25 protein-coding genes are annotated in these 26948 nt (G+C 61.3%); 18 read left to right on the top strand and 7 right to left on the bottom strand.

All coding sequences use genetic code 11. The features are described from left to right. The first annotated feature begins 27 nt into the window (after nt 1-27). The 5 genes from tssI (at nt 28) to CWE01_RS28115 (ending at nt 8444) form a co-directional block, all read left to right on the top strand. On the top strand, nt 28-2058 hold the full coding sequence (gene tssI / locus CWE01_RS28135; RefSeq protein WP_100943826.1) for a type VI secretion system tip protein TssI/VgrG: 2031 nt from the start codon (nt 28-30) through the stop codon (nt 2056-2058). Continuing rightward, on the top strand, nt 2048-2818 hold the full coding sequence (locus tag CWE01_RS28130) for a DUF4123 domain-containing protein (protein ID WP_100943825.1): 771 nt from the start codon (nt 2048-2050) through the stop codon (nt 2816-2818). The genes tssI and CWE01_RS28130 overlap by 11 nt, the downstream gene beginning before the upstream one ends. Continuing rightward, complete coding sequence (locus tag CWE01_RS28125) at nt 2815-7476, top strand: RHS repeat-associated core domain-containing protein (protein WP_100943824.1); 4662 nt, start codon at nt 2815-2817, stop codon at nt 7474-7476. The genes CWE01_RS28130 and CWE01_RS28125 overlap by 4 nt, the downstream gene beginning before the upstream one ends. After that, complete coding sequence (locus CWE01_RS28120) at nt 7473-7877, top strand: Imm50 family immunity protein (protein ID WP_100943823.1); 405 nt, start codon at nt 7473-7475, stop codon at nt 7875-7877. The genes CWE01_RS28125 and CWE01_RS28120 overlap by 4 nt, the downstream gene beginning before the upstream one ends. 255 nt (nt 7878-8132) lie before the next feature. Beyond that, nucleotides 8133-8444 carry a hypothetical protein gene (locus CWE01_RS28115; RefSeq protein ID WP_256579427.1) on the top strand — a complete coding sequence of 104 codons (312 nt, stop codon included), beginning with the start codon at nt 8133-8135 and terminating at the stop codon, nt 8442-8444. 143 nt (nt 8445-8587) lie between these two features. On the opposite strand, the gene CWE01_RS28110 is transcribed toward CWE01_RS28115, so the two are convergent. Then, a complete protein-coding gene (locus CWE01_RS28110) occupies nt 8588-9022 on the bottom strand; it encodes a rhodanese-like domain-containing protein (protein WP_100943821.1) in 435 nt (144 codons plus the stop codon). 99 nt (nt 9023-9121) lie between these two features. Here CWE01_RS28110 and ftrA point away from each other — a divergent pair, with 99 nt between their 5' ends. Together ftrA and CWE01_RS28100 are read left to right on the top strand one after the other, a co-directional pair. Further along, complete coding sequence (gene ftrA, locus CWE01_RS28105; RefSeq protein ID WP_100943820.1) at nt 9122-10090, top strand: transcriptional regulator FtrA; 969 nt, start codon at nt 9122-9124, stop codon at nt 10088-10090. Nucleotides 10091-10112: 22 nt separating this feature from the next. Further along, nucleotides 10113-10754 (top strand): LysE family translocator, encoded by a 642-nt coding sequence (locus CWE01_RS28100; protein WP_100943819.1) that lies wholly within the window; start codon nt 10113-10115, stop codon nt 10752-10754. A 1-nt stretch (nt 10755) separates the two neighbouring features. Here CWE01_RS28100 and CWE01_RS28095 read toward each other — a convergent pair whose 3' ends face one another. Beyond that, nucleotides 10756-11355 carry a flavin reductase family protein gene (locus tag CWE01_RS28095; protein WP_100943818.1) on the bottom strand — a complete coding sequence of 200 codons (600 nt, stop codon included), beginning with the start codon at nt 11353-11355 and terminating at the stop codon, nt 10756-10758. Between the two features lie 199 nt (nt 11356-11554). On the opposite strand from CWE01_RS28095, the gene CWE01_RS28090 reads away from it, so the two are divergent. From CWE01_RS28090 to CWE01_RS28080, 3 genes are all read left to right on the top strand, one after another. Further along, on the top strand, nt 11555-12256 hold the full coding sequence (locus tag CWE01_RS28090) for a 2OG-Fe(II) oxygenase (RefSeq protein ID WP_100943817.1): 702 nt from the start codon (nt 11555-11557) through the stop codon (nt 12254-12256). Between the two features lie 105 nt (nt 12257-12361). Continuing rightward, entirely contained in the window at nt 12362-13426 is a 1065-nt protein-coding gene (gene ada, locus CWE01_RS28085; protein WP_100943816.1) for a bifunctional DNA-binding transcriptional regulator/O6-methylguanine-DNA methyltransferase Ada, read from the top strand. A 152-nt stretch (nt 13427-13578) separates the two neighbouring features. Continuing rightward, the gene (locus CWE01_RS28080) at nt 13579-14508 is read left to right on the top strand and encodes an AEC family transporter (protein ID WP_100943815.1); all 930 of its coding nucleotides are present in this window, start codon (nt 13579-13581) and stop codon (nt 14506-14508) included. 6 nt (nt 14509-14514) lie between these two features. On the opposite strand, the gene CWE01_RS28075 is transcribed toward CWE01_RS28080, so the two are convergent. Next, nucleotides 14515-15075 (bottom strand): TetR/AcrR family transcriptional regulator, encoded by a 561-nt coding sequence (locus CWE01_RS28075; protein ID WP_100943814.1) that lies wholly within the window; start codon nt 15073-15075, stop codon nt 14515-14517. Nucleotides 15076-15177: 102 nt separating this feature from the next. Between CWE01_RS28075 and CWE01_RS28070 the strand changes: the two genes are divergently transcribed. Then, a complete protein-coding gene (locus CWE01_RS28070) occupies nt 15178-15966 on the top strand; it encodes an SDR family oxidoreductase (protein ID WP_100943813.1) in 789 nt (262 codons plus the stop codon). 187 nt (nt 15967-16153) lie between these two features. Here the strand turns inward: CWE01_RS28070 and CWE01_RS28065 are convergent, their stop codons facing one another. Beyond that, the gene (locus CWE01_RS28065; protein ID WP_100943812.1) at nt 16154-17047 is read right to left on the bottom strand and encodes a DMT family transporter; all 894 of its coding nucleotides are present in this window, start codon (nt 17045-17047) and stop codon (nt 16154-16156) included. Between the two features lie 145 nt (nt 17048-17192). Here CWE01_RS28065 and CWE01_RS28060 point away from each other — a divergent pair, with 145 nt between their 5' ends. Together CWE01_RS28060 and CWE01_RS28055 are read left to right on the top strand one after the other, a co-directional pair. Next, nucleotides 17193-17630 carry an Lrp/AsnC family transcriptional regulator gene (locus CWE01_RS28060; protein ID WP_100943811.1) on the top strand — a complete coding sequence of 146 codons (438 nt, stop codon included), beginning with the start codon at nt 17193-17195 and terminating at the stop codon, nt 17628-17630. A 238-nt stretch (nt 17631-17868) separates the two neighbouring features. Then, nucleotides 17869-18924 (top strand): permease, encoded by a 1056-nt coding sequence (locus CWE01_RS28055; protein ID WP_100943810.1) that lies wholly within the window; start codon nt 17869-17871, stop codon nt 18922-18924. Nucleotides 18925-18926: 2 nt separating this feature from the next. On the opposite strand, the gene mnmH is transcribed toward CWE01_RS28055, so the two are convergent. Then, the gene (mnmH, locus tag CWE01_RS28050; RefSeq protein ID WP_100943809.1) at nt 18927-20024 is read right to left on the bottom strand and encodes a tRNA 2-selenouridine(34) synthase MnmH; all 1098 of its coding nucleotides are present in this window, start codon (nt 20022-20024) and stop codon (nt 18927-18929) included. Continuing rightward, nucleotides 20024-21058: a selenide, water dikinase SelD gene (gene selD / locus CWE01_RS28045; protein ID WP_100943808.1), complete on the bottom strand. Its 1035-nt coding sequence runs from the start codon at nt 21056-21058 to the stop codon at nt 20024-20026. Before selD ends, mnmH begins: the two co-directional genes overlap by 1 nt. A 214-nt stretch (nt 21059-21272) precedes the next feature. Between selD and gltP the strand changes: the two genes are divergently transcribed. The 5 genes from gltP to CWE01_RS28020 all read left to right on the top strand — a co-directional run bounded on the left by gltP (nt 21273) and on the right by CWE01_RS28020 (nt 25423). Continuing rightward, a complete protein-coding gene (gene gltP / locus CWE01_RS28040) occupies nt 21273-22598 on the top strand; it encodes a glutamate/aspartate:proton symporter GltP (protein WP_100943807.1) in 1326 nt (441 codons plus the stop codon). Between the two features lie 50 nt (nt 22599-22648). Continuing rightward, a complete protein-coding gene (locus CWE01_RS28035) occupies nt 22649-23488 on the top strand; it encodes a helix-turn-helix domain-containing protein (RefSeq protein ID WP_100943806.1) in 840 nt (279 codons plus the stop codon). 100 nt (nt 23489-23588) lie between these two features. Then, nucleotides 23589-24497, top strand: a complete 909-nt coding sequence (locus CWE01_RS28030; protein ID WP_100943805.1) for a PhzF family phenazine biosynthesis protein — start codon at nt 23589-23591, stop codon at nt 24495-24497. Continuing rightward, a complete protein-coding gene (locus tag CWE01_RS28025; protein WP_100943804.1) occupies nt 24487-24999 on the top strand; it encodes a RidA family protein in 513 nt (170 codons plus the stop codon). The genes CWE01_RS28030 and CWE01_RS28025 overlap by 11 nt, the downstream gene beginning before the upstream one ends. 46 nt (nt 25000-25045) lie before the next feature. Further along, a complete protein-coding gene (locus CWE01_RS28020; protein ID WP_100943803.1) occupies nt 25046-25423 on the top strand; it encodes a cupin domain-containing protein in 378 nt (125 codons plus the stop codon). A gap of 51 nt (nt 25424-25474) precedes the next feature. Here CWE01_RS28020 and CWE01_RS28015 read toward each other — a convergent pair whose 3' ends face one another. After that, on the bottom strand, nt 25475-26752 hold the full coding sequence (locus CWE01_RS28015; RefSeq protein WP_100943802.1) for a serine/threonine transporter: 1278 nt from the start codon (nt 26750-26752) through the stop codon (nt 25475-25477). Nucleotides 26753-26948: the final 196 nt, after the last annotated feature.

The following is a 26948-nucleotide window of genomic DNA, read 5'->3' as shown; positions in this document are numbered from 1 at the left end:
GCCGAAGGGTTTTCCAAGGAGGAATCCATGCCAGCGCCGGCCAATCAACCTCGCTTCAGCCTGACAGTCGAGGACTTCGAGCATCCATTGCAGGTCGCCGCCTTCACCGGTCGCGAAGCCCTGAACCAGCCCTTCAGCTTCGATCTGGAGTTGGTTGGCGAGCGCGATCTCGATCTGCAAAACCTGCTGCACAAGCAAGCCTTTCTCAGACTCTGCACCTCGGGTGCGGGTATCCACGGACAGTTCCATCGCGTCGCCCAGGGAGCACGGGGCAAACGCCTGGCACATTACCAGGTCAGCCTGCGCCCACGCCTCGCCGACCTCGAACACCGTATCAACCAGCGCATCTTCCAGCACCTCAGCACCCCGCAAATCATCGCGCAGGTGCTCAATGACCACGGCCTGTTCAGCAACCACTACCGCTTCCACCTCAGTGGCCACTATCCGGCGCGGGAATATTGCGTGCAGTACCGGGAGTCCGACCTGCACTTCATCCAGCGTCTGTGCGAAGAAGAAGGCCTGCATTTCCACTTCCAGCATGCCCCCGACAGCCACACCCTGGTGTTCGGCGACGACCAGGCGTTCTTCCCCACACAAACGCCTCGGCGTTATCAAACAGACAGCGGCCTGGCGGCGCCGACCACGGTCATCAAGCGCTTCAGCGTCCGCCTGGAAACCCGCAGCAGCGGCGTCGCACGGCGGGATTACGACTTCGAGAACCCCGGCCGCGCCCTTGAACAGAGCAGCCGTGGCGAACAGTTGCCAGACCTGGAGGACTACGCCTTCCCAACGCTCGGCATCGATCCGCAGCACGGCAAACAACGGGCGCAACGAGCCCTTGAGCGGCACCGCTGCACCTTTCGCCAGGCCCAGGGCCAAAGCGATATTCCGGCCCTGTCGAGCGGCCACCTGCTGACACTCGACGAGCACCCGCACACCGCCTGGAACGCCCTCTGGCTGTTGACCGAAATCAACCACGAAGGCCGGCAACCGCAAGTCCTGGAAGAGCTCGCCGCCACCGCCGACACGCCTGACGGTTTCCGGCAGGGCTATCGAAACAGCTTCCGTGCACTGCCCGGCGATACGCCTTTTCGCCCCGCCTTGAGCCACCTGAAACCACGTATCGATGGCAGCCAGACCGCCGTGGTCACGGGTCCTCCGGGCGAAGACATCCATTGCGATGCCCATGGCCGGATCAAGGTGCAGTTCCACTGGGATCGGTCGGCGCCCCGCGACGACTCCAGCAGTGGCTGGCTGAGGGTTGCCTCGGCCTGGGCGGGAAACGGCCATGGCGCCGTGAGCATCCCCCGAGTCGGCATGGAAGTGCTGGTGAGCTTTCTCGAGAGTGACCCGGATCAGCCGCTGATTACCGGCTGCCTGCACCATGCTCGCAACCGGCCGCCCTACGAGCTTCCCGCCCACAAGACCCGCAGCGTCTTCAAGACCCTCAGTTCACCCGGCGGCGGTGGCTTCAACGAGCTGCGCATCGAAGATCGCAAGGGCCAGGAGCAGATCTACCTGCACGCCCAGCGTGACTGGCAACAGGTGGTCGAACACGACCAGTTCATCCAGGTCGGTCATGAGCGCCATGACCGTGTGACCGCCAACAGCTACCGCGAACTCAAGGCCGACGAACATCGCACCACCTCGGCCGATCGCAAGACCGAGATACGCGCCGACGATCACCTGAATATCGGCCAGAGCCGACATGTCCGGCTCGGCCACGGCTACCTGCTCCAGGCTGCCGAGGAGATCCACCTCAAAAGCGGCGCCCGAGTGGTGATCGAGGCCGGCAGCGAACTGACCCTCAAGGTCGGCGGCAGCTTTATCAGGATCGATGGCAGCGGCATCACCTTGAGCCCGGAACCGGATGCCGATGCTGGGGCGGTGCCGGGTGTCGGCACTCGGGTTGCCACCCTGCTGCCCGGTCTGCTCCAGGCCATTGCCCATCCTCTCCCGGCAGCGCCTTTGTCCATGGCACAACTGACCACCCTGCTGCGTGGCGCGGCGTTCTGCGAAGAGTGCGAAAAGTGCAAGGCAGGTGTCTGTGAGCTCTGACCTCCTGACACCCGAGCGCTGGCTGGCCCAGGTCCCGCTTGCCCCTCACGAACGCCTCTACCTGGTACTCAGCGACGCCAGCGAGGCCAAGCCGCTGGCCGCCTTGCGCAAGATCGGCAACCTGCTGGCGCCCCTGCCGGTCTGGAGGGACACACCTTATGCCGATTGGTTTGAGGTGATGCCTTATGTCCTCGAACTCACGGCACAAAGCCCGTTTCTGTCCTGGATCGCCGACAGCGACTGCCGGGATTGGGGTTGGCTTGCGGTGTCGTCGAACACCCCGGAACAGCTCGTGGCGCACCTGCGTGGACTGACCCAGGTGAAGCTGCCGACGGGCAACCCGGTGTTCTTTCGTTTCTGGGACGGTCGCCAATGGTTGCCGACCCTCGACTTTCTCGGCGCCGAGGCCGGCGATCTACTACCGGGTTTGAGTCGCTATCTCATCAATGGCCAGGCGCGAACGCTCGCCTCCTCGGTCAAGCGCGAAGCGAAGACTTATCCCTGGTGGGAAGTTCCGCCAGCGCTACTGGAACACCTTTCAGGGGCGAGTCCCGAAACCCTGATCGACAACAGCCTGCAGTGGCTGAGCGAAGACCACCCCGCACTGTATGACGCCGTGCCCATCCCGCACCTGCGGCACAAGATCGCCCGTTTCCTGGAGCGTTCGGCGCCCGACCCGAGCCGGCAGGACGCCCTGCTCGCCTATCTCTCCCGGGAACTGGCGGTCGGGGAGTTTCTGACCAGGGAGGCCAACCTATGAATCGCATCGACTACATCGAAACACAACTCGACGATTTCAAGGACAGTCTGACGCTCTATCGCGAGCAGACCCGTAGCTGGTACGCCCAAGCACTGGATCAGGTCAGCCATGCCGCGGACTTGCCGTCATTGCTGGGCATGGACCGGGTCATCCGCTTCGGCGACAGCCGCAAGGTCGTCGGCCTCCAGGACCGCGACTTTCTGTCCAACGTTGCGCAGTGCCCGGCCAGCGGCGTGCTGAATATCGAGAGTCTGTTCGAGTCGGTCCATGAGATTCCACTGGGTGACCTGCTGGTCGACGTCATTCCCGTCGACGGTGGTCCTGCGACCCCGATCCTGCTCGACGCCCAGGGCAAGGGCAGCTTTCAGGGCCGGCCGGGTCAGTTCTATCGGGTGCGGGTACAAGGCGGCGTCACATCCGAGCAGGTCGACGCCCTGTTCGCCGCCTATGCGGACCTGACCCGGGATCTGGAAACCTGGTTGCGCCGCGAGTGGAGCGGCTTCAAACCGCAATGGTCGTCACAGACCACCTCGACAGCGCTGCTAGCTGTCGGTGAAGGTCTGGCCAGCGGCAGTTGGGAAGCGATCAAGGGGGTCTGGGAAGGGATCGAGCTGGTACTCGACATCCTCAAGGATCCTCTCGCCTATGTTGATCGCCTGGGCAGCGGCGCCCAGGAGTTGGCCGACCTCGCGCGACGGGCCCCGGCCGTGATGGAAAAGGCCCTGTTGCTGGCCAGCGACGAAGCCGCGCTCTTTCTGCTGTTGCGCACCGCCGCGATCTGGCTGGCGTCGCTGCCGCCGAGCCAGCTTGCGGGGGACACCGCGCATGTTGTGGCGAGCACCTTGGTGAGCGTGCTGATCGACCTGCTTCTGGGGTTGGTGCTTACGGTCGCGGCGGCGGGCGCCGGCGTTGCCTACCTGGCCCTGCGCCTGAAGAAATACGGCAGCCAGATGGTGGCAGCCGGTACCCGGTTTATCCAGGGCCTGTTCAGCCTGCTCGATGGTTTCATGGGCTATGTCGGTCGTTACAAGGCCGTGGCAGCCCGGGGCGTGGCAGGTGCGCAGAAACAGGGCGTCCTGCAGATGCGCTGGGATGGACGCAAGAACGCCACGCTGCGCCAGAGCGAACACCTCGACGACGTTCCGCGACAGGCCGGCAACCCCAACGGCCAGGGCGCCGAGCGTGCGGACAAGACCCAGACCCAGGGTTGCCCGGTGTCGATGGTCACCGGCGAAGAACTGCTGACCCTGGTCGATGGCGAACTGGACGGCCCTTTGCCGTTTTCCTGGAGCCGGCTGTATCGCACCAGCGCCGTGGAAACCCGCCAGGGCCTCGGCCCGGGCTGGAGCCATGGGTTGGCCCATAGCCTGAGGTTCGACGGTGACGACGTCATCTGGACCGACCAGGAAAACCGCTCCATCAGCTTCCCTCGCCCCACTACCCAACGGCCGGCCATTCACAACAGCCTGAGCGAAGCGGCGATCTACCTGGGCGATACGCCCGATGAACTGATCCTGACCCAGGCCGGTAGCACGCCCTGGTTCTATCACTTCAAGTACGACCGGTACGGCGCCCGGCTGTTTTCCCTCAGCGACCGATATGGCAATCGACTGAGCATCAGCCATGACATCGAGGGTCGCATCCAGCGCCTGGACAACGGCCTCGGACGTGCCCTGCTGTTGCGTTACGACCGTAGCCGTATCGTCGCGGTCGAGTACCAGCAGGAACAGGCCGGCGCTTATCTCGCCGAGGGCTGGCAGACCTTGCGCACGCTGGTCAGCTATCGCTACGACGACCAGGGCCGCCTGATCGAAGCCGCCAACGCCGTCGACGAGTGCGAGCGCTACGCCTATGACGAACATCACGTCATTCGTGAGCGCCAGCTGGCCGGCGGTGCCGCGTTCTACTGGGAATGGCAAGGCGTGGGCAAGCGGGCCCGCTGCGTACGCCACTGGGCCAGCTTTGCGCAGATGGACAGCCGCTACACCTGGGACGACAACGGCAGCGTCACCGCCCGGCATATCGACGGTAGCGAAGAAGTCTTTGTCCATGATGAGCGGGCGCGGCTGATCCGCAAGGTCGATGCCGATGGCGCGGAGCAACACAAGGCCTATGACGCCCAAGGCCGGCTGATTGCTGAAACGGATGCCCTGGGCGCCATTACCGAGTATCGCTACAACGAAGCCGGCCGGCTGCTGGCCGTTATTCCGCCGGAAGACGAACCGACCTTCTACGAGTATCACAACGGTCATTTGTGTCGCGTGCAACGCGGCGAGGCGAATTGGAAGTATGCCCATAACGCTCAGGGCGATATCACCCGCAAGACCGATCCCTCCGGACAGGTCACCGAGTATGAGTATGACCGCCGGGGTCTGCTGAACGAGATCCGTCACCCGGATGGCAGCCGGCACAGTCTCACCTGGGATCGACTCGGGCATCTCTTGGAAGAACGCCTGCCCGACGGCAGCTTGCTGAAGTACGGCTACGACGAACAAGGTCGGCAAACCAGCCGACAGGCAGCGGACGGGGCCGTCACCCGCTACACGTGGGACGCCATTGGCCGCCTGACCCAGGTTGAAATGCCTGGAGGGGCCAAGCGCCGCTTCAGCTACAACGCCTACGGCAAGATCACCGCCGAAACCGATGAACTGGGGCGGGTGACCCGTTATGAATACGCGGATGACTTGCACCAGGTCAGTCGTCGCTTCAACCCCGATGGCAGTCAGCTGCGCTATCGCTACGACAACGCCCGGCTGCTGCTCAGCGAAATCGAGAACGAACGTGGCGAGCATTACCGCCTCGACCATTACCCCAACGGCCTGATCCGCGAGGAAACCGGCTTCGATGGACGACGTACAGCCTACGCCTACGACCTCAACGGCCATCTGCTGGAGAAAAAGGAGTTCGGTGACGATGGCAGCGAGCTCGTCACCGGCTACCAACGCGACAGTGCTGGACGCTTGCGGCTCAAGAGCCTCGCCGATGGCCAGAAGATCCACTATCACTACGATGGGCTGGGCCGTCTGGTCAGCGTCGATGACGGGCACTGGCCGCTGACCTACGGCTACGACAGCCAGGACCGCCTGACCAGCGAACACCAGGGCTGGGCCACCCAGCGTTATCGCTACGATGCCGTAGGGCAGTTGATTCACTGCCGTTTGCCGGACGGCAACCTGATCGACTATCGCTACCTGCCGGGTGGTCGATTGATCGGGGTCGACCTCAACGGCCGGCACCTGACCCGCCACCGCTTCGAGGCCGGTCGCGAGCGTCTGCGCCAACAGGGTCAGTTGCTCAGTCATTACCGTTACGACGAACAAGGTCGGCTGCTGAAACACAGCCTCAGCCAGGACAATAGCGGGTGTTACCAGCGTTTCTACGCCTATGAAGCCAACGGCAACCTGGCAAGCATCGACGACAGCCGCCACGGCCTGCGCCGTTACCAGTACGACCCGCTGGATCGACTGAACGAAGTCCGTGGCGATCCCTGCGAACGTTTCGTTCACGACCCTGCCGGCAACCTGCTGGGCGACAGTCCGCGCATGGCGCGCACCCGCGGCAACCGCCTGCTGTTCCGTGGTCATAGCCATTTCGACTACGACGCCTTTGGCAATCTGATCCGTGAACGCAACGGAACCGAGCCACAACTCGTTACCGAGTACAGCTATGACTGCCAGCACCGACTGACCGGCGTCAGCCTGCCGGATGGCGGCACGGTCAGCTACCGCTACGACGCCTTTGGCCGCCGTATTGCCAAGACCTGCGCAGGACTGACCACCGAATACCTCTGGCAAGGCGACCGGCTGATTGCCGAAAGCGGCCCGGCGCATTACCGCAGCTACCTGTACGAACCGGACAGTTTCCGGCCCCTGGCCCTGCTCAATGGCGAGGGACCGGAACAGGTCGAAGCCTTTCATTACCAACTCGACCACCTGGGCACACCGCAGGAGCTGACGGACGAAGCCGGCAATATCCGCTGGGCGGCGCGCTACTACGCCTATGGCCGGGTAGCCCACCTCGACCGCGCGGATATCGACAACCCGCTGCGTTTCCAGGGTCAGTATTTCGATACAGAAACCGGCTTACACTACAACCGGCATCGCTACTACAATCCCGAAACCGGCCGCTACCTCACCCCCGACCCGATCAAACTGGCCGGCGGGCTGAACAGCTACCAGTACGCGCCCAACCCTACGGGGTGGGTGGATCCGTTGGGGTTGAACCGGAATTGTCCGGGGAATAAGACAACCCAGGACACAGGTAAAAAATGTGAACCTGACCCGCCTGAGGTGTCTCGGAATGGAGCTTTTCGAGAGGCTAAATCTGATGCTGGAATTCCAAGAAGCCAACATCCAAACCAAATATACGACCCCGAAACAGGTCAATATGCACAATACAAATACAAAAGAATGACTGACTCAGCAAACAACCCAATCCTGGACGACAAAGGAAAACCAATAATGTCTAGAGAATATGAATTTACGCGCACCAACGGATCTAAAATTATAATCCAAGACCACTCTGCGGGGCATAATTTTGGCGCGCCAGATGGGGTGGGAGATCAAAAAGCACATCTGAATGTCCGCCCATACGACCTCAGCAGAACAGGGAAAGTCGAAGGAACAAAACCTCACTACAATTTCAAGGATAAAAAATGAAATACTGGAATGATTTAGACGGAAGCATATTCTTCAACAAAGTCTTCACTACAAAAATACAAATCGGAAGCATCTCTCTTTATTCATTACGCATAGACAATGACAGACCAGAAATTACATTTGGCTTTGATATAGATGAGTTACCAGATACACCACCTGAAAAGTGGAAAAAAACCGAATTCAATACGTGCCGATTAGGACTAAATTGCGGATCACCAACCGACCTGACAATAAAAAATATACCAACAACAGAAAAATTATATCTCACAATAGAAAACCATAGCGATTACTACTTAATACGAGCAAAATCCGAGCATTCACTAATCGAATTCAAAACCAAATGGCCATTACTCTGCGGCCCGACAGTATATTTAAATGACCCAGACTCAGCTTATTACTAATCCCCGAAGGACCTCCAGCCAGAATTCAATTCTCTTTCAGCTCTCATTGAAATCTTCCACGACGACAATATAGGTTCAATGAAATGAATAGCAAACCAAGCAAGCACCATTTCCACGCAGAGCTGAATCATCAGTAAAACATATCATTTTTTACCCAATTGAATACCAAACACATTGAACATCATAAAAATCATAATACTTATCAACAATAAAAAGCAGACTGCAACTTTAGCATGCGACACCAAAACAACATCCATGAAGCTCATCATAGATGGCGCCCCTGAAGAAACTTACATCGCCGACGATTTCTATGAGTGCCTCGGAAAAATCAGAAAAGAACATCAAAATATAACCTTTCTCTGTAAGGGCTCAAAAATAAATGTTCGCCCATCGAGCATGTCACCACAAATGTCCCTTGGAATAAAAGCGTATGAATTGACACTAGGAAAACCGTCTTCACCAAAAGATTTAGTAGACATTTTTGACTACGAGGAAAACGACCTCACCAACAGCCGAGAAGAACAGGAAGCCTTCTATATGAAATGGCGCGAGACACCAAAATCTTGAAATTTAAAATCGATGATATTTTATTTTTCAGTCACAAAAACAAGAAAAATATAACTGCAACTAATTTGGCACCAGAAAAGACTCCTCAGCAAAAATCCCGATGACTGCTCACCGGGACCACACATCAACTACAAACCAAAATCTCAACACGCACAAGCAACCCCTCCCTCCCGTTGCAGTGCCTGCTCACCCACCAGACTGAAGCCTTCATCCAGCCATCCCATCACCCCGCCCATCATCTCCTTCACCGGATACTCGAGCGCAGCCAGTTTCACCGCCGCACGGTGGGCGCCGTTGCAATGCGGGCCCGCGCAATAGACCACAAACAAGGTGTCCCGCGGGTATGACGCCAGGTACTCGGCGGTCATCAACCGATGGGGCATATTGATCGCTCCGGGCACATGCCCCTGCGCAAAGGCCGACTCGCCCCGCACATCCACCAGCACGAAATCCAGCTCGCCACCCTGCTGGCTGGCATGCACGTCGGAACAGTCGGTTTCCAGGGTCAGGCGGTGACTGAAATGCTTCAGGGCAATCGCCGAAGAGGCGGCAGGGATACTACGAACCAGGCTTGCCATGGTGTGGATGCTCCAATCAGTGGGTGTGAGAACACTTTATCCAGCGCGCCGTTATCGCTACAGTGGCGCACAAGACACTTACTGGTAAGTTTCCGCCATATGACTTCCTTTCCCGGCCTGGTCGCGATCCTGGCATACGATGGCCTCTGCACTTTCGAATTCGGCATCGCCGTGGAGATCTTCGGTTTGCCGCGCCCCGAGTTCGACTTTCCCTGGTATGAGCACCGTATCGTCGGCGTCGACCCCGGACCGATGCGGGCCATGGGCGGTATCCAGGTGCTGGCCGACGGAGGGCTGGAACAACTTGAAGACGCCCGAACCCTCATCGTTCCCGGCTGGCGCAGCCGTACCGAGCCACCTCCTGCGCGACTTATCGAGGCCTTGCAACAGGCTCACGCCCGAGGTGCGCGGATCGTTTCCATTTGTTCAGGGGTGTTCGTACTGGCTGCAGCCGGCCTGTTGAATGGTCGACAGGCAACCACCCACTGGCGTTACACAGAAGAACTCGCTCAGCGCTTTCCCGCCATCGAGGTGAATCCCGATGTGTTGTATGTCGACGCCGGACAAGTCATCACCTCGGCCGGCAGCGCGGCCGGTATCGATGCCTGCCTGCATCTGGTCGCTCGTGACTTCGGCACCCAGGTGGCCAATACCGTGGCCCGGCGACTGGTCATGTCGCCTCAGCGCACCGGTGGCCAGGCACAATTCATTCCGGCGCCGGTCGGTCGTACGCCACGCAATGATCTGTCACGGGTCATGCAATGGGCCCGGGAGCGCCTGCATGAACCGCTGGAGGTTCGCCAGCTCGCCAGCGAGGCCGCCATGAGCGAGCGAACCTTCCTGCGACGCTTCAGCGAGGCAACCGGCATCACGCCCAAAGCCTGGTTGCAGCACGAACGACTGGCCAGGGCCCGAGAGTTACTGGAAAGTGGCAATGAAAGCAGCGATCGTATCGCCGAACAATGCGGTTATCGCTCCGTCGAAAGTTTCCGGGTTGCGTTTCGCAGCCTGGTCGGTTTGCCACCTTCGGTTTATCGCGAGCGCTTCGGGCAGGCACAAAGAGATTGAACAACACTGAGGCACGTACCCCATGGATACCCAGAACCTGATGTATGCCGGCCCCCTGATCTCCCTCGCCCTGCTCTGGGCCGTTGCCGTGGTCACGCCAGGGCCGAATTTCTTCACCACCGCCCAACTCGCCGCCGGTAACTCGCGCAAGCATGGCGTGGTCTGCGCGCTGGGTGTCGCCACGGGCACCATCCTCTGGGGCCTGGCCGGTGGGCTGGGGGTCAAGTCGCTGTTCACCGCCGCGCCATCGCTGTACCTGGTACTGAAGATCGCCGGTGGCGCTTACCTGATCTATCTCGGCATCAAGCTGTTCCTGCGTAAACAACCCGCCAACGCCGGCCAGCAACCTACGCTTCACGAACCCAAACGCAGCCTGCTCTCGGCTTATAGCCGGGGCCTGCTGGGCAATATGACCAATCCCAAGTCGGCGCTGTTCGTCGCGACCATCTTCGCCACCACCATGCCCAGCTCCCCGTCCGCGCCGCTGCTGGCCATGGCCGTCGCGATCATGAGCAGCCTGTCCTTCTGCTGGTACTCCAGCGTGGCCCTGGTGTTTGCCAGTACGCGGATGTCAGCCTTCTACAGCCGCTGCCGCAAAGGCCTGGATCGTTTCGCCGGGACTTGCTACCTGCTGTTCGGCGCCCATCTGATGGCCAGCCGCTGAGTCAGGGCCGCAGAATCTCACCATCCACTGCGTCGCCGATTTTCAGGAAATGCCCGCCGGCGACGTGGTGCAAGGTACGCAATTCGTCATGCCCCTCAAAATGCCAACGACCCTCGCTGAACACCCGCGAATCAGCCTGGGCTGAAATCACTTCGGCCAGGAACAAATCGTACTGTTCGTGGTTGTGCGGCTCCGGCAACAAGCGACACTCCAACCAGGCGACACAGCCCTCCAGCATCGGCGCATCGATCTTCTCAGCCTTGAAGGTTTCCAGGCCGTAGGCATCGAACTTGTCGCGGCTATGACTCTGGGTCAGCTCCAGGCCGGAAGTCGTACCGACGGTTTGCACAACATCGGCTTGGGCAACGCAGGGCACGTTGATCACAAAAGTCCCCGAGGCCTCCAGCAGACGCCGCGTCCAGGTGGACTTGTCGATCACCACGGCGACCTTCGGCGGCTCGAAATCCAATGGCATGGCCCAGGCGGCCGCCATGATATTGCGCTGGCCATCGTGGGCAGCGCTGACCAGCACCGTAGGACCGTGATTGAGCAGGCGATAGGCTTTGGACAAGGGCACGGCAAGACGATGATCGGCGGACATGAGCAATGTTTCCTGGCAAAGATACAGAATGGACATCCTAGGGGAGCACGCCAGGGAAACACAGCCCCTCTCGGCCAAAGAAACTGCATCGTTCCATGTCTGCCGCTACCCGGACAATTCAACCGCAAGAGTCGGAGTGTTTAGCACCAGCGGCCTTTCTAGACTGCAGGCCTCACCGGATAAGCCCCGAGGCAAGCTCATGCACACCCGAATGCAATCACTGGATTGGCCGGCGATCCGCCGCGACCTGGACCAGCAAGGCAACGCCCTGTTGCCCAATCTCCTCAACCCCGAAGAATGCCAGGAACTGGCCGCCCTGTACCCGCACAAAGCGTCTTTTCGCTCCCGGGTCGTCATGGCCCGCCACGGTTTCGGCCAGGGCGAATACCAATACTTCGCCTACCCGCTCCCTGCACTGGTCCAGCAACTTCGCACCACGCTCTACCCACCTCTGGCAACGATTGCCAATGACTGGAACGAGCGCATGCAAATAGCCGGATCGTTTCCCGAGACACACCAGGCCCTGCTCCAGCGCTGTCATGACGCCGGCCAGCAACGTCCCACCCCGTTGCTGCTGCAATATGCAGCCGGCGACTACAACTGCCTGCACCAGGACCTGTACGGCGAACAGGTGTTTCCATTGCAAGTCGCCATTCTGCTGTCACAACCGGGTGAGGACTTCAGCGGCGGCGAATTCGTCCTCACCGAGCAGCGCCCGCGTATGCAGAGCCGTCCCCAGGTGGTCCCGCTGAAACAGGGCGATGCCGTGATCTTTGCCGTCTCCCAACGCCCGGTACACGGCACGCGGGGTTTCTACCGGGTGAATATGCGCCATGGCGTCAGCCGTGTGAATGCGGGTCGACGCCATACCCTGGGCATCATCTTTCATGACGCCACCTGACATCCCGCTTACAAGCAGTAGAATTCAACCGCAAGACTCGGAGTTTTCCTGTCTCGCAGCGCCCATAAGCTGAGCGAGAACTGAATCTTCCGACAGGAGAACACCATGAATACCTCGATCCAAGGCAATCCCGTGGAAAATGATCCGCGCTGGCAAGCGGTACTGGCGCGGGACGCAAGCGCCGACGGGGACTTCGTCTACGGCGTCAGGACCACGGGCGTGTATTGCCGCCCGAGCAGTGGCGCGCGTCGGCCCAACCCGGAAAATGTCGAGTTCTTCGATACCCCCGAGCAGGCCGAAGCCGCCGGCTATCGGCCCAGCCGGCGTGCGGCCGCCGACCAGACGTCGATCAACGAGCAACATGTAGCCCTGGTGACCCGGGCCTGCCAACTCATTGAAAGGTCCGACACCCCGCCCTCGCTCAATCCCCTGGCCGAACAGCTGGGCCTGAGTCCTTTTCACTTTCATCGGGTCTTCAAGGCCGTCACCGGTCTGACACCCAAGGCCTACGCCACCGCTCACCGCGCCGGCAAACTGCGGGCACAGTTGGCCCGGGGCGGCTCGGTCACCGAGGCATTGTACGAGGCCGGCTTCAACGCCAGCAGCCGGTTCTACGAATCGTCCAATGGCGTGCTGGGCATGAAACCCAGTGACTACCGCGCCGGAGGCACCAACACCGATATTCGTTTCGCCATCGGCGAGTGCTCGTTGGGGGCAATCCTGGTGGCCCAGAGTGATCGCGGTGTCTGCGCGATCCTGCTCGGTGATGATCCGGATGCCCTGGCCAAGGACTTGCAAGACAAGTTCCCACAGGCGCATTTCATCGGCGGCGACGCCGACTTCGAGCAACTGATCGCCAAGGTGGTGGGCTTTATCGAAGCACCGGCCATTGGCCTGGATCTGCCGCTGGACCTGCGCGGCACAGCCTTTCAGGAACGGGTCTGGCAGGCACTGCGCAATATTCCGGTAGGCAGTACCGCAAGTTATGCCGATATCGCACAGATGATCGGTGCGCCGAAATCCTTCCGCGCCGTGGCCCAGGCCTGTGGTGCCAACAGCCTGGCCGTGGCGATTCCCTGTCATCGGGTGGTGCGCAGCGACGGCAACCTGTCCGGTTATCGCTGGGGCGTCGAACGCAAACGACAGTTGCTGGATCGGGAAGCGCATTAGGTTGCCACAACACAGGGTGTGCGGCGCTTCAACGCCGCCTCACCCTGGCACCACACGGTCAAGGCGCTCGCCCCGAGAATAAAGATTGCAAGCTAACGATCTCCGCCTTTACCCTTCCCCACCCGCGTACCACCAAGGCTTCGGCTTCAATAATGTCCTCCGTATTAAGCGTCCTGCTGCCTATCTTTGCCCTGATTCTGGTTGGCTTCCTCTGCCGTCGAACCAATCGCCTGGGACCTAATGCGGCCTCCGAAATCAACCGCATGGTGGTCTGGCTGTGCCTGCCGGCGCTGCTGTTCAAGGCCACGGCGACGGCGACCTGGGAACAGATCTGGCACCCGGGATTTGTCCTGGCGTTTACCCTCAGTACCCTGGCGATGTTTGTCCTGACCTTGTTGCTGCGCTGGCGCAAGGCCGGGCATTTTGCCGATGCGAGCATCGATGCCCTCAGCGCGTCCTACGCCAATACCGGCTATATCGGGATTCCGCTGTGCGTGATGGTGCTCGGCCAGAATGGCCTGGAGCCGGCGTTGATCGCCTCCTTGCTGGTGGTCTGCGTGCTCTTCGGGCTGGCCCTGGTGTGTATCGAAATCGGCTTGCAGACCGAGCGCCAGGTGCACCGGATCGTCTTCAAGGTGCTGCTGGCCCTGGCGAAAAACCCGCTGGTGGTTTCCCCCTTGCTCGGCGCGCTCTGGGCCTGGGGTGGAGCGCCGTTGCCGGCCCCCTTCGAGAAATTTCTCAGCCTGCTGGGCGCCGCCACCATTCCTTGCGCGCTGATTTCCCTCGGGCTGTTCCTCGCCCACAAGCAACAAGGCCCACGCCAGGGCGCGACGATGCTGGTGCTGATCAAGCTGATCGCCCACCCGCTGCTGACCTGGTTCCTGGCCTTCAAGGTGTTTCATCTGCCGCCGCTGTGGGCCAATTCAGCGCTGCTCCTGAGCGCACTGCCCACCGGCACCGGGCCCTTTATGCTGGCGGAGTACTACAAACGTGAAGCCTCGGTGGTGTCGAGCACCATCTTGATTTCCACGTTGGGATCGCTGGTAACGCTGTCGATCTGCCTGTACGTGATCGGCAACTAACGGCTTCTAGTTCCCGGGTTTCACGTCCTGCGCCAGTAGCCACTCGCGCGTGTCGCTGAGCACCTCATCGGCCAACTGCGGATCATCACTGACCCGCGCCAGCACCATGGCGCCAACCATCGCGGCCCAGCTTCCAGTAGCGGCGCGGCGCTTTTCCTCGACCGAGGCACCGGGCATGCTCTGGCTCAAACGCCCGATCTGACGACGAAGGCTCCCGGTCATCTGCGCCCGTGCCTCGGGGGCCTGACGACTGGTTTCCGACGCCAACCCGGCCATCGGACAGCCACCGGCACAGTCCTTCAGGTGCGCGGTACTCAGATATTGAGTGACATAACCGGCGAGGTCGGCGCCCGCCGGCACCGCCGTCGAAAACACATGGGCCAGGGACTGGGCCACCAGATCGTCCTTCGAGGCGAAATACCCGTAGAAGCCGCCATGGGTCAGCCCGGCCGCCTTCATCACCTCCGACACCGTGACCGCCTCATAACCCTTGGCCCGAAACAGCCGACCGGCGGCTTCGAGGATATTGCGCCGGTTCTCTGCCACCTGCTCGCGACTGACCTTCATTCAAAACCTCCGCTGATAGGCTTGACAGTATACATGACAGCCATCATATTTGTTAAACATGACAATGGTCATGAATAAATCAACCCGCTGAGGACTACCGTCATGACAGTCAAACCCGCCGTTCTGATCACCGGCGCTTCCACCGGCATCGGTGCCGTTTATGCCGACCGCTTCGCCAAGCGCGGTCACGATCTGGTGCTGGTGGCTCGGGACAAGGCCCGCATGGACAGCGTGGCCGAACGGCTGCGGCAGGAAACCGGGGTTTCGGTGGATGTGGTCCAGGCTGACCTGACCGATGCTGGCGATCTGGCCCGTATCGAAGCTCGGGTTCGCGACGACGCCAAGATAGGCATTCTGATCAATAACGCCGGGATGGCCGGAGCCGGGACTTTCCTGGAGCAGGCGCCTGATGCGGTGAGCCAGGTCATCAACCTCAACATCACCGCCCTCGCCCGCTTGACCAGTGCAATCACGCCACGCCTGGTTCAAGCCGGCGCGGGGTCGATCATCAATATCGCGTCGGTGGTGGGCTTGGCGCCGGAACTGCAGATGTCGGTCTATGGGGCGACCAAGTCCTTTGTGCTGTTCTTCAGCCAAGGGCTGAATATCGAACTCGGTGGCAAGGGCCTGTATGTGCAGGCCGTCCTGCCGGCCGCCACCCGCACCGAAATCTGGGAACGTTCGGGCAAGCGGATCGAGGACCTGTCGGCGGTGATGGAAGTCGATGATCTGGTGGATGCCGCGCTGGTGGGCTTTGATCGCCGTGAAACCGTGACCATTCCACCGCTGCCCGATGAAGGCCAGTGGCAAGCCCTGGAAGCCGCTCGCCTGGCGATGCTGCCGAACTTCCTGCAGGTCCTGCCGGCGGCGCGTTATCGCAATGGCGTCTGAGGTCTGAGTCGGGGTGCAATAGAAAGCGTTTTGACCCTGGACTCAGCACGGCGGCCAACGCAATACCTGTAGGAGCCGGCTCGCTGGCGATGACGTCCGCAAGATCAATGCAAGGCTTACTGGCCTCATCGCCAGCAAGCCGGCTCCTACAGGACGGTGTTGTTTGTGGTTGGCTGCTCCTGCGACGTCAGCGCACAAGCACCCGCTTGAAACCCAGCGTCCAGCCCTGTTGCATACCCGCCGCCGCCAGCAGAATGGCAATCACGCCGACCCACTGCACCAGCACCAACTGGTGGCCGAAAGCGAACCAGTCGACGAAGATCGCCGCAATCGGGTAGATGAAGGACAGCGCCCCGGTCATGGCCGTCGGCAACTTCTGAATCGCGCCATACAGCAACACATACATCACACCGGTATGAACCACTCCCAGGGTCAGCAAGCTACCCCAGGCACTTGCCTGCTGGGGAAACGCCGAAATATGCGCCCAGGGCGCCAGCAACAGTACCCCGGTGCAGACCTGGACCAGGGCGATCAGGTGCGGCGGTGTCCCCTTCAGACGCTTGATGATCAACGCCGCGATGGCATACAACAGCGCCGCCGCCAATGCCAGGCCGATCCCCAGCAGATACTCGCCACCGCTCTCTCCCGGTTGCCCATGGGCACTGACAATCGCCAGCATCCCGAAAAAAGACACGCCCAGCCAGAACAACTTCTGCGCAGTGATCTTTTCACCGAGAAACAGCGCCGCCAGGCCCACCAGCATGAACGGCTGGACGTTGTAGACCGCCGTGCCGATGGCAATCGAGGCACGGGAATAGGAGGCGAACAGCAGCACCCAGTTACCGACGATCGCCACGCCGCTGAGCACCGCCAGCAGGAAGGTGGTGCGGGTCAGGATGCCCGGGCGCAGAAAGCCCATGACGGCGCAGATCACCAGCAAGGTCAGCGCACCGAACAGGCAGCGCCAGAACACCACGTCCAGCACCGGCTGGCCGGACACCAGCACGAACCAGCCGATGGTCCCCGAGATCAACATGGCCGCGACCATTTCCAGCGAGCCGCGATGCAGTGATGTGTTCATGAGTGTGTTCCTGTAGGTAGGCCCTGGGCAGATGGCAAAAGTATGCCAATTCTCCCACCTGCTTCTCCAGCGCCAGAAATAGGCTAGACTTTGCTTCTGCCTTTCTTATCAAGGCAATTTCACAGATCGACCTAACGAGGTAGCCATGACTGACGAAATCGACCACTTGTTGATCAGCGCCCTGATGAGCGACTCACGGCGCTCGCTCAAGGCCCTGGCGCAGGTCAGCGGACTGTCCTCGCCCAGTGTTGCGGAACGCTTGCGCCGACTGGAAGAGCGCGGCGTGATCAAGGGCTACACCGTCGATGTCGAGCCCAAATCCTTCGGCTACCTGTTGCAGGCCATCGTGCGTATTCGCCCCCTGCCCGGCCAGTTGCAGGAAGTGGAGCGACAGATCCAGGCGATTCCCCAGTTCACCGAATGCGACAAGGTCACCGGCGACGATTGTTTTATCGCCCGCCTGCATGTGCGCGACATGGAGCAGCTCGATACGCTGCTGGATCGGCTCAATCATCACGCCGAAACCAATACCGCCATCGTCAAGAAGACACCGATCAAGCGCCGCCTGCCGCCGATGACCTGAGACAATCCGTTCAACCCCGCGCCTCTGCGCAAAAACACAACGCGTCGTTGGGGAATACGCCATCAAACAGGTCGCCATACGGACTTGAAATGACGGAGGTACACACTCGGCACGCTATAAGAAATCGCCCACGCTCTGATAGGCCGAAACCTTCAATACACGTGGGGTCCCAACGACTGGCGAAGGCCCGCCGCTGGGTTATCATTCATCCATCATCCCTTTCACCGGATACCCCCCCATGCCCACTCTTACCCAAGCCGCCCCCGCCCGAGGCTGGTCGCTCTGGTGGAAACCGCTGCTGTTTCTCGCCGTCGCCGCCATCGGCCTGTATTACGTCAAATGGTCGCCCTACTACGCCAAGGCCTTCGTAGCCGCCGACAGCCACAGCATCGGCGCCTCGATCATCAACGACAACCCGGCCTCGCCGGTCGCCGCCGCGCTGGCCTATGCCCAGGTGTACTTCCTGGCGATCTGGAAAGCCGCGGTACTGGCGGTGATCCTCGGCTCGCTGTTGCAAGTGCTGATTCCCCGCGACTGGCTGCTGCGCCTGTTCGGTCGCGCCGGTTTCGCCTCGACCCTGCGCGGCGGTCTGTTCGCCCTGCCCGGCATGATGTGTTCGTGCTGCGCGGCACCGGTAGCGGCCGGGATGCGTCGACAGAACGTCTCGGTGGGCGCGGCACTGGCGTTCTGGATCGCCAACCCGGTGCTCAATCCGGCGACCCTGGTGTTCATGGGCTTCGTCCTGGGCTGGGGCTTTACCGCAATCCGCCTGGTGGCAGGCCTGGTGCTGGTGCTGGGGGTTTCCCTGGTGGCGCAGCGGGTGGCGCGTCCGGAAACCTTGCCGGAAGCGGCGGTGGAAGCCGTGGTCGATGCCAGCAGCCCGGACCAGAACAGCTTCATGGCGCGCTGGGGCAAGACCCTGTGGCAACTGTTCTGGACCACCATCCCGATCTATATCCTGGCAGTACTGCTACTCGGCGCGGCGCGGGTCTGGCTGTTTCCCCATGTCGACGGCGCCATGGGCAACAGCCTGCTGTGGCTGGTACCGCTGGCAATTATCGGGACCTTGTTCGTGATTCCGACGGCGGCCGAGATTCCCATCGTGCAGACCATGATGACCCTGGGCCTGGGCACCGCGCCGGCAGTGGCGCTGCTGCTGACCCTGCCGAGCATCAGCCTGCCGTCGCTGCTGATGCTGCGCAAGGAGTTCGACGCCAAGGTGCTGGTGACCGTGGCGGTGTTGACGATGCTGGTGGGCGTGGTCAGCGGCCTGGTGGGCATGCTGGTCTTGTAAGCTCAAGGCCTCTGGCGGCGGTTCCCGAGATACTCCAGCACCGCCGCCTGCTCCCCGGCAAACTCGATCCGCTCGCCTTTGCTTTCACGCTGGAAGGCGTACATCGGGTCGTAATATTCGTTCAGCAAACCTTCGATCCAGCCCCGGTGCAGTTCCACCGCGCCGCTGCGCTCCTGCTCCTCCAGCGCCGCCTGCATCAAGGCCTTCATCCGCTGATGCCGCTCGCCACCGAGGCGCTTGTGGATGTTGTCCAGGCTGCCCAGCAGACGCTCGGCAAACAACTGGAAACCCTGTTCGGCATACACCGCGACAAACTCCGCGCAGAGCTCAACCACATAGTCACGCAGGATGCGCTCGACCCGGCTCTCGAGGCTGTCCTCAAGCCAGACCATGGGAAACCGTTGCATCCCCTGGTACAGCGTCAGCGGCAAGGCACAACGCCCGACCATGCGGCTCTCATCCTCCAGCACAAAGGACTCGATACCCCGGTCCTGCTTCTTCAGCAGGTCCACGGCCAGACGGTTTTCAAAGTCGATATTCGACGGCTGGCCGGTGGCACGCTTGCCGAAGCTGGAACCACGATGGTTGGCGTGCCCTTCCAGGTCCAGGCTGTTTTCCAGCTGGACGATCACATCGGTCTTGCCGGTGCCGGTCATGCCGCCCAGCAAGACGAAGTCCGCCTGGGTCACGGCCTGCTCAACCGTTTGCATCAAAAAGCTGCGCATCGCTTTATAGCCACCACCGACGCGCGGAAAGTCGATCCCCGCATCGTGAAGCCACTGCTGGACAATCTGCGAGCGCAGCCCGCCCCGGAAGCAATACAGCACGCCATCGGGATGGGCGCGGGTGAAATCGGCCCAGGCCTGGAGCCGCGCCGCCTTGACCTCGCCGCCCACCAGTTGATGGCCGAGGACAATGGCAGCCTGCTGCCCATGTTGCTTGTAACAGGTGCCCACCCGTTGCCGCTCAAGGTCGGTCATCAGCGGCAGGTTGACCACCCCGGGAAAGGCGCCCTTGTTGAATTCGACAGGCGCCCGGGTATCCATCATCGGTGTGTCATTGAGAAACAAACTGCGGTAGTCGGTGATATCACGGGACATCAATACACCTCTACCGCGTGGCTCTGTCGCTCCACCAGTTGACCGATGGGCTCAAGATTCAGGCCCAGTTCGGCGGCCACGGCGAGGAACTCGGCCTCGCCTTCGGCGGTGACCGCCACCAGCAGCCCACCGCTGGTCTGCGGGTCGCACAGCACGCGCTTGTGCAGCTCGCGCAAAGGACCGACCTTGCTGGCATAGCTGTCGTAATTGCGCAGGGTGCCACCAGGTACGCAGCCCAGGTCCAGGTAGTACTCGACAGCAGGCAGGCGCGGTACCTGTTCATACACGATACGTGCGGTCAAACCACTGCCATCGGCCATTTCCACCAGGTGGCCGAGCAGGCCGAAACCGGTGACGTCGGTCATCGCGGTGACACCCGCCAGCTTGCCGAAGCGGCTGCCGGGTTTGTTCAGGGTGCACATCCAGTCCCGGGCCACACCGACATCTTCGCTGCGCAACTTGCCTTTCTTTTCCGCGGTGGTCAGCACGCCGATCCCCAGGGGTTTGGTCAGGTACAGCTTGCAGTCGGCCGTCGCGGTGTCGTTGCGCTTCATATGGCGCTTTTCCAGCAGACCGGTCACCGCCAGGCCGAAAATCGGCTCGGGGGCGTCGATCGAGTGACCGCCGGCCAACGGGATACCCGCCGCATCGCACACCGCGCGACCGCCGCGAATCACTTCACGGGCGATTTCCGGGGCCAGCAGGTTCACCGGCCAGCCAAGAATGGCAATGGCCATGATCGGATCGCCGCCCATGGCGTAGATGTCGCTGATGGCGTTGGTCGCGGCAATCCGGCCGAAATCGAAGGGATCGTCGACGATCGGCATGAAAAAGTCGGTGGTGGAGACCACGCCGCGTTCTTCATCAATGGCATACACCGCGGCATCGTCCCGCGAGGCATTGCCGACCCAGAGTTTCGGGTCGAGGTTCTGCGCGCCACTGCCGGCCAGGATGACTTCCAGCACCTGGGGCGAGATCTTGCAACCGCAGCCGGCGCCGTGGCTGTACTGGGTCAGACGAATCGGTTCGCTCATCGGTACACCTCAATCCGTTTCAAATTCCACCGAGTTTAACAGAGCCACCGAAACCGGGTCCGGATCAGACATGGCCCAATCGTGAGCTTGCCCGGCCCGATTGGCGCTCATGCCCGGGGATTTGCGGCTCAACATCGAGCTGCCCCACCGGCGAGCCATTGTTCGCCCCCCGGCCCCTGTATCGACCTCCAACAAAAACGGGAACCTTCCTACCATGAACAAGGCAAAACTGAGCCTCGCCTGGCAGATCGTCATCGGTCTGCTGCTGGGCATCGCCGTCGGCGCGCTCCTCAACCACTCCAGCGCGGACAAGGCCTGGTGGATCGGTACACTCCTGCAACCGGCGGGCGATCTGTTTATCCGCCTGATCAAGATGATCGTCATCCCGATCGTGATTTCCTCGTTGATCGTGGGTATCGCCGGGGTCGGCGACGGCAAGAAACTCGGGCGTATCGGTTTCAAGACCTTGCTGTACTTCGAGATCATCACCACTGTAGCGATCGTCGTCGGCCTGGTCCTGGCGAACCTGTTCCAGCCCGGTCATGGCATCGACATGAGCCTGCTGGGCACCACGGACATCTCCCAATACGAGAAAACCACCACCGAAGTTCAGGCCAACCACGCCTTTATCACCACCCTGTTGAACCTGGTGCCGTCGAATATCTTCGCCGCCCTGGTACGCGGCGACATGCTGCCGATCATCTTTTTCTCGGTGATGTTCGGCCTCGGCCTGTCGAGCCTCAAGGACGAACTGCGCCTGCCCCTGGTCGCGGTGCTGGAAGGCGTCTCGCAAAGCATGTTCAAGGTCACCCACATGATCATGCGCTACGCCCCGCTCGGGGTCTTCGCGCTGATTTCGGTGACCGTGGCCAACTTCGGCTTCGCTTCACTGTGGCCACTGGCGCGCCTGGTGACCCTGGTGTACGCCGCCATCGCGTTTTTCGGCGTGGTGGTGTTCGGGCTGGTGGCGCGGATCTGCGGCTTCTCGGTGTTCAGGCTGATCCGCATCCTCAAGGCCGAGTTGATCCTTGGCTTCTCCACCGCCAGTTCGGAAACCGTGCTGCCGCGGATCATCGAAAAGATGGAAGCCTTCGGCGCGCCACGGGCCATCAGCCGTTTTGTAGTGCCCACCGGTTACTCCTTCAACCTCGACGGCTCGACCCTGTACCAGAGCATTGCGGCAGTGTTCATTGCCCAGCTGTACGGAATCGACCTGTCCCTCGGCCAGCAGATCACCCTGGTACTGACCCTGATGGTGACCTCCAAGGGCATCGCCGGGGTGCCGGGGGTGTCGTTCGTGGTGCTGCTGGCCACCTTGGGCAGCGTCGGCATTCCCCTCGAAGGCCTGGCGTTCATTGCCGGCGTGGACCGCATCATGGACATGGCCCGCACCGCGCTGAATATCGTCGGCAATGCCCTGGCGGTGGTGGTCGTGGCACGTTGGGAAGGCCTGTACGATGACGCGGCGGGCGAGCGTTACTGGCAGTCGCTGTCGCAGCCGCAAGCAGACGACGAGCAGGCGTTTATCCCCGTGCGTTAACGGATAGACTGACGCGAGATACCTGAATCATCACGCTGGAGGTCGATCCGATGGCGCATTTATCGCCCAAGCTCAGCGGCATGTCCCCCGACGTGTTCCGCTTCGAGATCAGCGAAAGCACCGGTTATGCCCAGGATTGGCACGCCCACGACTGTCATATGCTGCTGTTGCCACGCCAGGGTGGGTTGTTCCTCTCGACCGAAAGCAACAGCAATGCGCTCCACGTCTCGCGCCAGGCCTTTTCCCTGGTACCGGCGGATTTCGCCCATTCGACCCAGGCCGCTCCAGGGCGGGAAAAACACGTGGTGCTCTACGTCGATTCGCACTACATCAATCACCAGGGCCGGCTCGACGGCTACCAGTCCTTTGCCGCACAGGCCGATCGCGCGGGGATCTGGCAAGGCAGCGAGACCCTCGACAGCATCCTGCGCCTGCACGACCAACTGGCGGCGGGATGCTCGGCCGACGCCTTTCAGCGTCAGGTCCCGCACCTCAATCACCTGCTGTTCGAAGAGTGCGCCCGGCTGATCGCCCGCCAGCAACCGCCGGAGCAGCAAAACGATGGCCAGCGCAATGCCCTGTTGGTCCGCGATATCCAGCGCTACGTGCGCGAACACCTGCAGGACGAGCTGAATGTCGACCTGATCGGCTACCAGTTCCACCTGTCGCGGCGTCACCTTACCCGCCTGTTCAAGGCCTGCACCGATGAAACCCTGGTCGACTTCACCAATCGCACCCGGGTCGAAACCGCTGCGCGGCTGATCTCCAGCAGTTCCCTGTCGATCCTCGAGGTCAGCCTGGCCGTGGGCATCGACTCGCCGTCCTACCTGGCGCGCCTGTTCAAGCGCTACCTGGGCCTGGTGCCCAGCGACCTGCGCAAGCCCCACTGAGGCCATGGCCCAAACGTTCGCTTGCAGGACCCGATCCACCTAGAACCTGTCGCTGTCCGTGGCCAGAATCGACCTTATCCACCGTGTCGTGAGGTCAGGTATGAGTGATGTACAGGTTGTAGAAGTCTTCAAATCGAAACAGGGTGGCGGTAATCCCGCGCCCATCGCTGTCGCGGCCGACGGCCTGAGCGCCGAGCAGATGACCGCCATCGCCCGCGCCTATGGACATGAAAGCGGCTTTGCCTTCACCCCGCAGGATCAGGCCAGCCACGACTACCATTTCCGCTTCTTCGTGCCTTTGCATGAAATGAGCATGTGCGGCCACGCCACCATCGGCACCGTCTGGCTGCTGCAACAACTCGGCAAGCTCGACCGCCGGCAGTTGTCCATCGAGACCCAGAGCGGCACCGTGACCGCGCATATCCAGGGCAAGCCGGGTGATGATGCCTTTATCGAGATTTCCCAGCCGGCGGGCGTGGTGAGCAAAGTCGAGGATGCCGAGATACGGGCACAGATCATCGAGGCCATCGGCCTGCAAGCGGACGATATCCTCGACCTGCCGTTCCTGAACGCCGCCACCAGCCGCATCAAGACCCTGGTTCCGGTCAAGACCCCGGCCCTGCTGGATGCCGCGCGTCCCGACTCGCCGCGCATCAAAGACCTGTGCGAGCAGATCGACTCCACCGGGCTCTATCTGTTCTGCCCGCGCCCGGATATCGCCCGGCAGTTCGACAGCCGGCAATTCCCCAAGGCCTCTGGCTACCCCGAAGACGCCGCTACCGGGATTGCCGCCACGGCCCTGGCGTTCGGTTTACTGGAATACGGCATGATCGAGGCCGATGAACAACCGATCCTGGTGCACCAGGGCCGCGCCATGGGTCGACCGTCCGATATCTACGTGCGCCTGGACCTGGGTGCGGGCAGTGAACAGCCCGTTGGTTGTTTTGTCGGTGGCTATAGCGCCTTTGCCGCGGAGCAACAGCCGGCGGGAAAGCAACATGAGCACTGATTCCAACCGGCAATGGCTGCCCTTCTCCGAGGTCCGGCAACCGTTCCAGGCACTGCTCCGGGCGATTTACCACGAAGCGCCGCAGAACTTCGTGGTGCCCAGGCACTTCAAGTTGAGCGTGCGCGACGGCAACCTGCTGTGGGTGTCGGGCCAGGTACCGCGCTTCAACCATGAGATCCGCCATACCGGAATCGTCGGCCAGGACATTTCCCTGGAGCAGGCGCAGGAGGCGGCGCGGCTGTGCACGGCGAACTTCCTGTCGATTGTCGCGGCGGCCTGCGACGGCGATCTGGAGCGCGTCGAGCAAGTCGTCCGAATCACTGGCTATGTACGAGCGCCCTCGGACTTTGGCGCTCAATCCGAAGTGATCAACGCAGCCTCCGAGGTGCTGGTCCAGGTCTTCGGCGAGCGCGGCCAGCATGCGCGATCGGCCATTGGCGTGTTGTCCCTGCCGGGTGGCGCGGCGGTAGAGATCGAGGGCGTGGTTCGTTTGCGCAGTTGAGACGGTGCTAGGCTGAACGTCCGTGATCCCCAATGAGACCCAACCCATGACTGCTTCGCAAACACTCTCCCCGGTCAACTTCGCGGAAAAGCTCGCGTTGTTCAATGAGCACTGGCAACCCAGGATTGTTGCCGAAATGAACGACTACCAGTTCAAGGTGGTGAAGGTCGAAGGTGATTTCGTCTGGCATTCCCATGCCGACACCGATGAGACCTTTATCATCTTGGAAGGCGTGCTGCGTATCGACTTTCGCGATCGCCAGGTGCATCTGGCAGCCGGCGAAATGCTGGTGGTGCCCAAGGGCATCGAGCACAAGCCGTATGCCGAGCGGGAGGTCAAGATGTTGTTGATCGAACCACGCGGAGTGGTCAATACAGGGGAAGAAGGTGGGGATCTGACGGCCAGTAATGACGTCTGGGTTTGAGGTGTCCCGTGGGAGCTGGCTGACCAGCTCCCACAGAAACCGCGTTTCAGGTCACGCCGACAACGAATAGATCAACGCCGAAATCGCCACCAAACCTACCAACGTGACGAACACATTGGACACCTGCCCCGAATACTGACGCATCGCCGGCACCCGACGGATCGCGTACATCGGCATCAGGAACAGCAGCGCCGCGATGATCGGCCCGCCGAGGGTCTCGATCATGCCGAGAATGCTCGGGTTCAAGGTCGCCACCAACCAGCACACCACCAGCATGAACGCCGCGGTCATCCGGTCCAGGGCCTTGGCGCCTGGCTTACGGCCGCTCTTGGCGATCAGGCCCTTGAGGCCTTCGCTGGCCCCGATGTAGTGCCCCAGGAACGACTTGGAAATAGCCACGAAGGCAATCAACGGCGCCGCGAAGGCGATGGTCGGGTTGCTGAAGTGGTTGGCCAGGTACGACAGGATCGACAGGTTCTGCGCCTTGGCTTCGGCCAACTGCGCCGGCGACAGGGTCAGCACGCAACTGAAGACGAAGAACAGCACCATCACCACCATCAGCAGGTGGGCCCGCGACAGGATCTGCGAGCTGCGCTCTTCGGCGTGGGCACCATAACGGCGCTTCTGGTCAACCGCGAAGGCCGAGATGATCGGCGAATGGTTGAAGGAGAACACCATCACCGGAATCGCCAGCCACAAGGTGTGCAGCAAGGCCGACGGCTCGGGCGGGCTGCTGGCCGTGGCGAGGATGCCGCCGTTCCAGTGCGGCACCAGGTACACCGCCAGGAACAGCAAGGCGACGATAAACGGATAGACCATCAGGCTCATGGCCTTGACGATCACCTGCTCGCCGCAACGGACCACCACCAGCAGGCCGAGAATCAGCATCAACGACAACAGCGCCCGCGGTGGCGGCACCATGTGCAGCTGGTGTTCGAGGAAACTGCCGACGGTATTGGTCAGTGCCACGCTGTAGATCAGCAGGATCGGGAAGATCGCGAAGAAATACAGCAAGGTGATCAGTGCCCCGGCCTTGACGCCGAAATGCTCTTCCACCACCTCGGTGATGTCCGCGCCATCGCGCCCGGAGAGCACGAAACGGGTGAGGCCACGGTGGGCATAGAAGGTCATGGGAAACGCCAGCACCGCCAGGACCAGCAACGGCCAGAAGCCGCCCAGCCCCGCGTTGATCGGCAGGAACAGGGTGCCCGCGCCGATGGCCGTGCCGAACAGGCCCAGCATCCAGGTGGTGTCTTGGCGGCTCCAGCTGCTCAGTGCAGCGGGTGCCGATTCATAGTGTTCGTCGACGCTGTTGGCCTGGTCATTCATCCGGTCGAATCTCCGTTAGCCGGTCATTACCACGCGACCGGGACGGATAAAAAACGTGTCACTGGCAGCGTCCCGGCCATAAGAGGGGCGCGATTGTCCGGGATTAAGCTTGAGAAGCAAAGGGTTAGCTGAGTAACGGTCGATTGCAGCGGTAGTTTTATCCGCCATCACCCGTGGAGTATTGATACACTGTAAC

Source organism: Pseudomonas sp. QS1027 (assembly GCF_002814235.1).
GTDB lineage: Bacteria > Pseudomonadota > Gammaproteobacteria > Pseudomonadales > Pseudomonadaceae > Aquipseudomonas.
The sequence above is the reverse complement of the archived record's forward strand: the minus strand, read 5'-3'. Positions and strand labels throughout refer to the sequence as shown.

Excerpts from the sequence above, each read along its gene's own strand:
- tssI (WP_100943826.1), top strand. The coding sequence starts at position 28 with ATGCCAGCGCCGGCCAATCAACCTCGCTTCAGCCTGACAGTCGAGGAC.
- CWE01_RS28125 (WP_100943824.1), top strand. The coding sequence starts at position 2,815 with ATGAATCGCATCGACTACATCGAAACACAACTCGACGATTTCAAGGAC.
- CWE01_RS28120 (WP_100943823.1), top strand. The coding sequence starts at position 7,473 with ATGAAATACTGGAATGATTTAGACGGAAGCATATTCTTCAACAAAGTC.
- CWE01_RS28115 (WP_256579427.1), top strand. The coding sequence starts at position 8,133 with ATGAAGCTCATCATAGATGGCGCCCCTGAAGAAACTTACATCGCCGAC.
- CWE01_RS28110 (WP_100943821.1), bottom strand. The coding sequence starts at position 9,022 with ATGGCAAGCCTGGTTCGTAGTATCCCTGCCGCCTCTTCGGCGATTGCC.
- ftrA (WP_100943820.1), top strand. The coding sequence starts at position 9,122 with ATGACTTCCTTTCCCGGCCTGGTCGCGATCCTGGCATACGATGGCCTC.
- CWE01_RS28100 (WP_100943819.1), top strand. The coding sequence starts at position 10,113 with ATGGATACCCAGAACCTGATGTATGCCGGCCCCCTGATCTCCCTCGCC.
- CWE01_RS28095 (WP_100943818.1), bottom strand. The coding sequence starts at position 11,355 with ATGTCCGCCGATCATCGTCTTGCCGTGCCCTTGTCCAAAGCCTATCGC.
- CWE01_RS28090 (WP_100943817.1), top strand. The coding sequence starts at position 11,555 with ATGCACACCCGAATGCAATCACTGGATTGGCCGGCGATCCGCCGCGAC.
- ada (WP_100943816.1), top strand. The coding sequence starts at position 12,362 with ATGAATACCTCGATCCAAGGCAATCCCGTGGAAAATGATCCGCGCTGG.
- CWE01_RS28080 (WP_100943815.1), top strand. The coding sequence starts at position 13,579 with ATGTCCTCCGTATTAAGCGTCCTGCTGCCTATCTTTGCCCTGATTCTG.
- CWE01_RS28075 (WP_100943814.1), bottom strand. The coding sequence starts at position 15,075 with ATGAAGGTCAGTCGCGAGCAGGTGGCAGAGAACCGGCGCAATATCCTC.
- CWE01_RS28070 (WP_100943813.1), top strand. The coding sequence starts at position 15,178 with ATGACAGTCAAACCCGCCGTTCTGATCACCGGCGCTTCCACCGGCATC.
- CWE01_RS28065 (WP_100943812.1), bottom strand. The coding sequence starts at position 17,047 with ATGAACACATCACTGCATCGCGGCTCGCTGGAAATGGTCGCGGCCATG.
- CWE01_RS28060 (WP_100943811.1), top strand. The coding sequence starts at position 17,193 with ATGACTGACGAAATCGACCACTTGTTGATCAGCGCCCTGATGAGCGAC.
- CWE01_RS28055 (WP_100943810.1), top strand. The coding sequence starts at position 17,869 with ATGCCCACTCTTACCCAAGCCGCCCCCGCCCGAGGCTGGTCGCTCTGG.
- mnmH (WP_100943809.1), bottom strand. The coding sequence starts at position 20,024 with ATGTCCCGTGATATCACCGACTACCGCAGTTTGTTTCTCAATGACACA.
- selD (WP_100943808.1), bottom strand. The coding sequence starts at position 21,058 with ATGAGCGAACCGATTCGTCTGACCCAGTACAGCCACGGCGCCGGCTGC.
- gltP (WP_100943807.1), top strand. The coding sequence starts at position 21,273 with ATGAACAAGGCAAAACTGAGCCTCGCCTGGCAGATCGTCATCGGTCTG.
- CWE01_RS28035 (WP_100943806.1), top strand. The coding sequence starts at position 22,649 with ATGGCGCATTTATCGCCCAAGCTCAGCGGCATGTCCCCCGACGTGTTC.
- CWE01_RS28030 (WP_100943805.1), top strand. The coding sequence starts at position 23,589 with ATGAGTGATGTACAGGTTGTAGAAGTCTTCAAATCGAAACAGGGTGGC.
- CWE01_RS28025 (WP_100943804.1), top strand. The coding sequence starts at position 24,487 with ATGAGCACTGATTCCAACCGGCAATGGCTGCCCTTCTCCGAGGTCCGG.
- CWE01_RS28020 (WP_100943803.1), top strand. The coding sequence starts at position 25,046 with ATGACTGCTTCGCAAACACTCTCCCCGGTCAACTTCGCGGAAAAGCTC.
- CWE01_RS28015 (WP_100943802.1), bottom strand. The coding sequence starts at position 26,752 with ATGAATGACCAGGCCAACAGCGTCGACGAACACTATGAATCGGCACCC.